This is a genomic window from Guptibacillus sedimenti, from assembly GCF_028610665.1.
GTDB lineage: Bacteria > Bacillota > Bacilli > Bacillales > Guptibacillaceae > Guptibacillus > Guptibacillus sedimenti.
The window spans coordinates 1-9,145 of the sequence record NZ_JAQQWV010000017.1; the positions used below are offsets into that span (position 1 = coordinate 1).

The window sequence follows — 9,145 nt, forward strand, 5'->3', positions numbered from 1 at the left end:
CACTTTGGAATGAATCCTTTTCGTGATTGATACCGACGATGGGCAATAACGCCAAACACCTTTCGCTGAGCTAAACCATGACAAATCGGACTGGTAAGGTAACCGGCATCTAATCCAACGGCTTCAACATGAAATCCAAATCGCTTGATCTGACGGTCCAAACGCTGTAAATAAGGCTTCGAATCATGAATATTGCCAGGAGTAATATGGACGTCGGTAATAATGTTGTATTTAATATCTGTCGTGCGATGATCCAAATAGAAAAACCCCTCGGGTTTGTGTTCACGATACAAATAACCACTCTCTGGATCAGTATGACTGACTTTAATCTCTTTGGTTTTCTTCACCTCCTCCTTTTCCTTTAGAGGCTTTTTTCCGTGATCAGCCCGATCCTGTTCCACAGCTTCATTCAATTCTTCAATATAATCGGCCGTTTCGACGTGAACTTCTTTTCTGGAAAACTTCTTTTTATTGGCGTTTGCTTTTAAATGGGTTGAGTCCGTATAAAGCACGCGACCCGAAACCATTCGGTGGTTCATCGCTTGATGAACGATTTCATCAAAGACCTCCTGGAAGATATCAGTCTCATGAAATCTCATTCTGCGATTCCAGCTAATGGTGGAGTGGTGAGGCACCGAGTCTGTTAAATTTAAGCCAAGAAACCAACGATAAGCGACATTCGTTTGAATTTGGCGTTCTAATTCTCGCTCAGAACGGATGCCATAAATATAGCCAATGAACATCATTTTAAATAACACAAGAGGGTCTAGAGAGGGTCGGCCATTATCTTCACAATAGTAAGGACGGACTTTCTCGGGAATAAAGGAAAAGTCTATGTAGTGGTCAATTTTTCGAAGTAAGTGGTTTTCAGGGACGAGCTCTTCAATGGTCACCATTTCTAATTCGTTTTGTCGATTTTGTCTAGATTGGAACATTAAAATCACCGCCTAAATAGAATCTACCTATAGGATAACAAAAAAATGGATAATTGAGGGAAATGAGATAAAAAAAACAGGCTGTCGAGACTTTCTCGACAGCCTGAAGCTATCCAATTGGATAGCTTTTTTCTTATCTCACTATAATTGCACATAGAAAAACCGCTGTCGGCGATGACAGCGGTCGAAATATAATCTCCAAATTATATGCGCGTTGGTTATTAATTAGTAAATGGAGGAGGAAGAGGGATTCGAACCCCCGCGGGCGACTAAGCCCCTGTCGGTTTTCAAGACCGATCCCTTCAGCCAGACTTGGGTATTCCTCCGTGTGAAGAAGTTATTAACTAACTGCGACAAGTAATATAATATCATCGTATTAGAATAATGTCAACGATATCCCAAAACTTTTTCAAAAAGTTTTTCAGGTATGTAAATTGATGATTGATGAAGAACTTCGTCGAAAATTAGCTTCTTTTACTATACACGATTCTTATCTAAAAATAAAGAGCAGAGATGACTCTGCTCTTTATCACTTTTATTTAATCACTTCACGCCCACCCATATATGGACGAAGTACTTCAGGGACAATAACTGAGCCATCTTCTTGTTGGTAATTCTCTAAGATTGCGGCAACAGTTCTCCCGATCGCAAGGCCAGAGCCGTTTAACGTATGAAGGAATTCTGGCTTTCCATTCTTTTCACGACGGAAGCGAATACCTGCACGACGTGCCTGGAAGTCTTCAAAGTTACTGCAAGAAGAGATTTCACGATACGTACCATAGCTTGGGATCCAAACTTCAATATCGTATTTCTTCGCTGCAGTAAAGCCAAGGTCAGCGGTGCACATGCTCATAACGCGATACGGAAGTCCTAATAGCTGAAGTACTTTCTCTGCATGCCCCGTAAGCTTTTCAAGCTCGTCATAAGAATCTTCAGGCTTCACGAAACGGACAAGCTCTACTTTATTAAATTGGTGCTGACGAATCAGTCCACGAGTATCGCGCCCTGCAGAACCAGCTTCAGAACGGAAGCAAGCACTGTAAGCTGTATAAGCAAGTGGAAGATCTTCTCCGTCCATAATTTCATCACGATGGAAGTTTGTTACCGGTACTTCAGCTGTTGGAATTAAGAAGTAATCTTCTTCACGAATTTTAAAGGCATCCTCCTCAAATTTAGGAAGCTGACCAGTACCAGTCATGCTTTCACGGTTCACAAGGTATGGAGGAAGAATTTCTTCATAGCCATGCTCAGATTCATGTAGATCCATCATAAAGTTAATCAAAGAACGTTCTAGACGCGCTCCAGCACCTTTATAGAAAGCAAATCGGCTTCCGGTTACTTTTGCTGCACGTTCGAAGTTAATGATATTAAGATCGGTTGCAATATCCCAGTGAGGCTTTGCTTCAAAAGCAAAATCATTTTTCTCTCCCCATGTACGGATTTCGATGTTATCATCTTCCGTCTCACCTACAGGTACGCTATCATGAGGGATGTTTGGGATTTGAAGAAGAATTTGTTCAAGCTCTGTCTCAACAGTGCGAAGATCTTCATCAATGGTTTTAATCTTATCGCCAACTTCACGCATTTCTTTAATAAGGTGATCGGCATCTTTCTTCTCGCGTTTAAATACCGCCACGTTTTTAGAAGCTTCATTACGCTGTCCTTTTAACTGCTCTGTTTCAGCGATAAGCTCTCTTCTGCGCTGATCAAGCTCTTCAAAACGATCAAGACCGACTAGATCTTCCCCACGCTTTGACAGCTTTACTTTTACTTCTTCAAAATTTTTACGCAAATACTTTAAATCGATCATGCTTTTTCCTCCTTTATTAATGAATGATAAACCCGTTAACCTATCTAGAGTGAAAGTATGGTTTTTGAATACAAAAAAGCCCTCATCCCCTATAAAGGGACGAGAGCTACCCGCGTTGCCACCCTGATTGCAGACAATTGTCTGCCTCTTAACAGAATAACGGTCTGCTCCGAGAAAGCTTACTTCATTCAGCTTCCTACTCAGGGATGGATTCACAGGGTTCAATGATCGATTCACACCACACATCGACTCTCTTGGCATTGAACATCTATTACTATTTCCCGTCAACGTTTTCGTTTATCATTCGTCATTTGCAGAAAAAGAATTCTCTTCTTCTTGGTACGTAATAATTTACACGAAAAGTTACTCCGTTGCAAGTCCTTCTTTCTTAAACTCCAGAACCATGTCAATAAACATCTGATGCATGCGATCATCGTCCGTTAGTTCTGGATGAAAAGCACACGCAAGAAAACGTCCATGACGTGCCGCTACGATTTTTTCATTAAACGTAGCAAGCACTTCAACATCTTCTCCAACTTCTTCAATATATGGAGCACGAATGAAGACACCAATAAAGTCTTCTTCTAGTCCTTTAATTGATAACGGTGCTTCAAAACTTTCACGCTGTCGTCCGAAAGCATTTCTTTTAGACCTTACATCCATGACGCCAATATGAGATCCATCCACACCTTCAATATGCTTTGAAAGAAGGATTAATCCAGCACATGTGCCGAAAATAGGCTTCTCTGATGCAAAAGCCTTAAGAGGCTCTAGAAATCCATACTGATCAATTAAACGACGCATTGTCGTACTTTCCCCACCAGGCAGCACGAGTCCATCTAAATCCTCAAGCTGTTCAACACGTTTTACCACAATGATTTCTGCTTCTTTTGTTTCTAGTGCTTTCACATGTTCTCTGATCGCACCTTGCAGTCCAAGGACCCCGACTTTCACCATACTGCTCTCGACTCCTTCTCTTTATCTAAGTAAGAACCCCACCTTACGTTACGCAGGTGGGGGATCAATGATTTTACCAGCCGCGCTCTTGCATACGGTCTGATGGCTTAAGTGAAGAAATTTCAATTCCTGGCATTGCGATACCAAGGTTCTTGGAAATGTTTGCGATCAATTCGTAATCCTGATAGTGAGTTGTTGCTTCAACAATCGCTTTAGCGAACTTCTCAGGATTATCTGATTTAAAAATTCCAGAACCAACGAATACGCCGTCAGAACCAAGTTCCATCATTAACGCTGCATCTGCAGGTGTTGCGATACCACCAGCAGCAAAGTTAACAACTGGTAGACGTCCAAGCTCTTTAATTTGAAGAAGAAGCTCAAATGGCGCCTGAAGGTTTTTCGCTTCAGTCATCAATTCATCTTCAGACATGCTTGAAATTTTACGAATTTGGGATTGAATAAGACGCTGATGACGCACAGCTTCAACAACGTTACCAGTTCCAGGTTCGCCTTTCGTACGAAGCATTGCTGCACCTTCACCTACGCGGCGCAGTGCTTCACCAAGGTTACGCGCTCCACATACAAATGGAACTGTGTACTTACGTTTATCAAGGTGGAATTCTTCGTCAACTGGCGTAAGAACTTCACTTTCATCAATGTAGTCAACGCCCATTGATTCAAGAACGCGTGCTTCTACAATATGACCAATACGGCATTTTGCCATTACCGGAATGGATACGGCATTCACAACGTCCTCTACAATTGTAGGATCAGCCATACGTGCTACGCCGCCTGCTGCACGAATATCAGATGGTACTCGTTCTAGTGCCATTACTGCTACTGCACCAGCTTCTTCTGCAATCTTCGCCTGCTCTGCATTCACAACGTCCATAATAACGCCGCCTTTTTGCATTTCAGCCATACCACGTTTTACACGATCTGTACCTGTTTGTTGATTCATCTATATTCCTCCCATATCTATACTTAGAAACGTCTATTATACACGACATCTATCAAACGCTTTTATTGTAACATTTTTTTATGACTTGTCCTATCACATGTGCGGTGATTTCGTAAAAGATTTAGAAAAATACTCCCCGATTACCTAATCGAAGAGTATTTTTACCAATTATGCTTGTTATTATAAGTTAAAACAGTCCTGTCACTGCATCTGCTACACTCGTCCACACACCAGAGAAGAAACCACCAATTGCTCGCATAGTAAGGGTAAACCAACCTGCTTTTTCAACTGATTCAGTTGCTACAAGAGGTACTGACGAACCTTTGTCCCCTGTTATGTAACCAAAATCTTCCCCTGTTGCTTTTAAGACAACTGTTCCAACTTGGTCGCCTTCTTTAATTGGTGCAGTTAGTTCTCCATCTTCGTTAAGGAGAGACTTGTCGTATTCGTAGCTAAGTTCAAATGGTTCTTCCGTGTTTTTTACAGTTACAGTATTAAACGATTCCCCAGCAGCTACGCCAACTTCTTTTTCTTTTCCTTTTACGACGTTAACGGATGATTCTCCATCTACTTTATCGCCTTTAGAAACAATTGTTTTTTGTTCAAATTGATCGAAACCATAATTCAGCAATTTTGAGGTCTCTTCGAAGCGAGCTTCATAAGAGTCGGTTTTCATAACAACTGAAATTAATCGCATATCCCCTTGTTTTGCTGTTCCTGTAAAGGCAAAGCCAGCTAAATCAGTTGATCCTGTTTTAAGCCCGTCAATTCCTTCTACTTTGTACTTATTTGAATAGATAAGAGAAGGAAGAAGCCAGTTCCAGTTCTTCATGGTAATTTGATCATCTGTACCTTCACGGAATTCTTTCACAGGCGTACTCGTAGTTTCAAGCACTTCTGGATAATCTTTTAGAAGATGATATGCAAGAAGCCCTGTGGAACGTGCAGACATCATATTTTCTTCATCCGCATCACCAGCCGGATGATTTCCTAAAAGGTCTCTGTTATTTAGTCCTGAGCTATTCACGAACTTGTATTCTTTCATGCCCATTTCTTTTCCTTTGGCATTCATCATTTCGACAAACTTCGTTTCTGTCCCTGCAATGTGCTCAGCAAGTGCCATTGTGGCAGCATTTGCAGAATAAATTGCCATTGCTTCATATAATTCCTTAACTGTATACTGTTCACCCACACGAAGTGGTACGTTTGAAAGAGAACGGTTCTGAGATAACTTTTGAATCGTATCACTTACAGTAACTTTCTCATCCCAACTAACTTCACCTTTACTAATCGCTTCAAGTACTAAATACTCCGACATCATCTTTGTCATACTTGCAGGTGAGAGCGTTAATTCAGGATTATTTTGATATAAAATTTTCCCTGAACTTGCATCTATTAAGATTGATGCTTCCGCTTTGATGTCAGGCGCTTCTGCAGCCTCTGCAGTATTGCCTCCACCAAATGTTCCTGCTAGTAATAATACCATCGCCATGGCTACGGTCATGGCTTTCAAACCAAGGTTTTTCAACCCCTACACCTCCAAATAAGTCTCACATAACCGCTATTCTATCACACCTAAAATTAAAAAAATAGATAGAGGAAAGTCCCCTATCTACTTTTCGAATATATTCGGTTGTTTTTGTCACACAGCTGTTATAACTTCCGTCTAAAGCCCTATTTAGACTGAGTAGTTTGGTGCTTCTTTCGTCACTTGAACATCGTGTGGGTGGCTCTCACGGAGCCCAGCTCCAGTGATTCGTACAAACTGACTGTCCTCACGTAGAGAATTTAGAGTTTTTGTTCCACAGTATCCCATTCCTGATCGTAACCCACCGATTAATTGATGGATTGTATCAGTAAGAGGTCCTTTATAAGGAACACGTCCCTCAATTCCTTCAGGAACGAGCTTAGACATATTTTCCTGGAAATAACGATCTTTACTTCCCTTTTCCATCGCTCCAATTGATCCCATTCCACGGTAGACTTTAAATTGACGCCCCTGATAAATTTCACGTTCGCCTGGGCTCTCATCTACACCTGCAAGGATGCTACCAAGCATGACGGCATGACCACCTGCTGCAATCGCCTTAACGATATCTCCTGAGAACTTAATGCCTCCATCTGCAATAATGCTAATACCATGCTTGCGTGCCTCTGTTGCACATTCATAGACTGCAGTGATTTGAGGTACACCAACACCTGCAATCACACGAGTTGTACAAATAGAACCAGGTCCGATTCCTACTTTTACAACATCTGCTCCTGCTTCGATTAGAGCTTTTGTTCCTTCTGCAGTAGCAACGTTACCTGCAATAATTGGAAGGTTCGGGTAAGCACTTTTAATTTCACTTACTTTTGTCATTATGCCTTCAGTGTGTCCATGTGCAGAATCTAATACAATTACATCCACACCGGCTTCAACAAGCTTTTCAACTCGCTTAAGTGCATCTGTTGTATTCCCCACAGCAGCTCCTACTAGTAAGCGGCCTCTGCTATCTTTAGCAGACTGTGGAAACTGAATAACCTTTTCAATATCTTTAATGGTAATAAGACCTCTTAACGTACCGTCTTCATCTACTAGAGGAAGCTTTTCAATACGGTGTTTTTGTAGGACGCGCTCAGCTTCTTTTAATGTTGTTCCGACTGGAGCTGTAACAAGATTTTCTTTTGTCATCACATCTTTAATTTGAATAGAGTAGTCTTCAATAAAACGAAGATCACGATTAGTAAGAATACCAACAAGTTTGCGCTCATCATTCACAATAGGAACTCCTGAAATGCGGTACTTGCCCATGAGGTGCTCAGCATCGAATACTTGATGCTCTGGTGTAAGGAAGAAAGGATCAGTAATAACACCACTTTCAGATCGTTTCACACGATCAACATGCTCAGCTTGCTCTTCCATTGACATGCTCTTATGGATAATTCCTAGACCACCTTGTCTTGCCATTGAGATCGCCATCGGTGCTTCTGTAACTGTATCCATACCTGCGCTAATAATTGGTACATTTAGTTCAAGGTCTTTTGTTAACTGAGTTTTCACCGATACTTCCCTCGGTAGTACATCTGAAAAAGCTGGCGTTAATAACACATCATCGAAGGTTAACCCTTCTTTAGCAAATTTTGTTTCCCACATCCCTTTCATCCTCCTCTAATCGAATTGTCCGAAATTTTATTAGTAGCTTATCAATTGGTTAAACTACTGTCAAGAAAGATAGAATAAGTTTGAATTATCAAACATGGAGGTTTCCTATGGGATATTCTGGACATCAACACTCAGCCAACTTAGCTTATCACTCTGCTTCATATGTTCAGCAATATTTAAAGGAATGTTATTCTAAAATTGAACTTCCAGATGCAGAACGAAAGAGCTATGATACTTGCTATCGTTTTATGTACTTTATTGAATACGGAGATCGCTATTATCGGCATGCTGAAATGGCTGATGCCGAGCTAAAACCGATCCTTCTTTTCTATGGGATGATTCAACTGTTAAAAGCTTGTCTCATCACGATTGATCCGAACTATCCCGGGGATACCCATGTACTTGCCCACGGGGTAACCTCTCGAAAACGAAAAAAACGGCAATATGCTTTCTTGCAGGATGAAGTGAAGGGTCAAAAAAACGGACTTTTTGAATACTTTTCAAGGAAAATGTTTCATGTGAAACAGGTTGAAGGGGAAAAGTATAAAATGGAAGATCTTCTATCCCTTATACCTGAGATCGGTCCGTTGTTTGAGAAACTAAATGGCAAGCGAACAAATTATCATTTGACTGCAATTTCCACCAACACATTTACAGTACATTCAAATATTCTTGATTCTTTAAACATGACTGTTGAACGTTTGGAATCTTATCTTCAGCAGCAGGGATTGTGTTCAGTAAAAATCCTAGGACAGCATCGTGACTTCATAACTTTACAAGTTCACAGAGAGCCCAAACTAGAGTTACAGGAACGTCCCTTTCTCTATGGTACGGGTGGCGTGTATCTCCCTGCAGAAAGGGACCAGTACAATTCTATTACAGAAGTAATGGTGCACTATCTGGTTTTATATAATTTGAGCATGATTTGTCGATACGAGACAGAATGGTGGGGGGATTTGTTTCATACACAGGAGTCATCAGATCTACCTTTTATTCTTCAATTTCTTGAGGTTACTTCTAAAAAGATTCCGAAATTGCTCTATGCCTTTCTAGATCAGAGAGGATATTAGTGATAAAGCAGAAGGCAGTTAACAAGGGCGTGTTTTTTCGATGCTTTTTCCGCGAATTTGAGATTAATTCCGCGAACGTTATGAATGAGGGCTTTGAGCTAGTGAAACATCTATAAAACCATACAAAAAAGCGAGAAACCGTTTGGTTTCTCGCCTTTCATCATTGCCCAGCGACGTCCTACTCTTGCAGGGGGAGATCCCCCAACTACCATCGGCGCTGAAGAGCTTAACTTCCGTGTTCGGCATGGGAACGGGTGTGACCTCTTC

Annotated in this window: 7 protein-coding genes, 1 tRNA gene, 1 rRNA gene and 1 other annotated feature; of the genes, 1 reads left to right on the forward strand and 8 read right to left on the reverse strand. The window is 41.1% G+C overall.

All coding sequences use genetic code 11. The features are described 5' to 3' along the window. From PQ578_RS22250 to guaB, 7 genes are all read right to left on the reverse strand, one after another. Positions 1–935, reverse strand: a 935-nt coding sequence (locus PQ578_RS22250) for an IS1182 family transposase (protein ID WP_273833195.1), incomplete at its 3' end; no start/stop codon positions are given. Between the two features lie 233 nt (positions 936–1,168). Further along, positions 1,169–1,261, reverse strand: a tRNA-Ser gene (locus tag PQ578_RS22255). A 209-nt stretch (positions 1,262–1,470) separates the two neighbouring features. Further along, complete coding sequence (gene serS / locus PQ578_RS22260) at positions 1,471–2,745, reverse strand: serine--tRNA ligase (RefSeq protein ID WP_273837327.1); 1,275 nt, start codon at positions 2,743–2,745, stop codon at positions 1,471–1,473. 92 nt (positions 2,746–2,837) lie between these two features. Then, positions 2,838–3,042 (reverse strand) — a binding site (T-box leader). 66 nt (positions 3,043–3,108) lie between these two features. After that, positions 3,109–3,702, reverse strand: a complete 594-nt coding sequence (gene pdxT, locus PQ578_RS22265) for a pyridoxal 5'-phosphate synthase glutaminase subunit PdxT (protein WP_273837328.1) — start codon at positions 3,700–3,702, stop codon at positions 3,109–3,111. Between the two features lie 73 nt (positions 3,703–3,775). Beyond that, positions 3,776–4,663 carry a pyridoxal 5'-phosphate synthase lyase subunit PdxS gene (pdxS, locus tag PQ578_RS22270; RefSeq protein ID WP_098445637.1) on the reverse strand — a complete coding sequence of 296 codons (888 nt, stop codon included), beginning with the start codon at positions 4,661–4,663 and terminating at the stop codon, positions 3,776–3,778. A 187-nt stretch (positions 4,664–4,850) separates the two neighbouring features. Continuing rightward, positions 4,851–6,191: a D-alanyl-D-alanine carboxypeptidase family protein gene (locus PQ578_RS22275; protein WP_273837329.1), complete on the reverse strand. Its 1,341-nt coding sequence runs from the start codon at positions 6,189–6,191 to the stop codon at positions 4,851–4,853. Positions 6,192–6,341: 150 nt separating this feature from the next. Next, entirely contained in the window at positions 6,342–7,799 is a 1,458-nt protein-coding gene (gene guaB / locus PQ578_RS22280) for an IMP dehydrogenase (protein WP_224885560.1), read from the reverse strand. 116 nt (positions 7,800–7,915) lie between these two features. On the opposite strand from guaB, the gene PQ578_RS22285 reads away from it, so the two are divergent. After that, positions 7,916–8,878 carry a YaaC family protein gene (locus tag PQ578_RS22285; RefSeq protein WP_273837330.1) on the forward strand — a complete coding sequence of 321 codons (963 nt, stop codon included), beginning with the start codon at positions 7,916–7,918 and terminating at the stop codon, positions 8,876–8,878. A 165-nt stretch (positions 8,879–9,043) separates the two neighbouring features. Here PQ578_RS22285 and rrf read toward each other — a convergent pair. Then, a 5S ribosomal RNA gene (gene rrf, locus PQ578_RS22290) occupies positions 9,044–9,145 on the reverse strand; the annotation flags it as partial.

Coding starts and splice junctions, on each gene's coding strand:
- pdxT (WP_273837328.1), bottom strand. CDS start 3,702: ATGGTGAAAGTCGGGGTCCTTGGACTGCAAGGTGCGATCAGAGAACAT.
- PQ578_RS22285 (WP_273837330.1), top strand. CDS start 7,916: ATGGGATATTCTGGACATCAACACTCAGCCAACTTAGCTTATCACTCT.
- serS (WP_273837327.1), bottom strand. CDS start 2,745: ATGATCGATTTAAAGTATTTGCGTAAAAATTTTGAAGAAGTAAAAGTA.
- pdxS (WP_098445637.1), bottom strand. CDS start 4,663: ATGAATCAACAAACAGGTACAGATCGTGTAAAACGTGGTATGGCTGAA.
- guaB (WP_224885560.1), bottom strand. CDS start 7,799: ATGTGGGAAACAAAATTTGCTAAAGAAGGGTTAACCTTCGATGATGTG.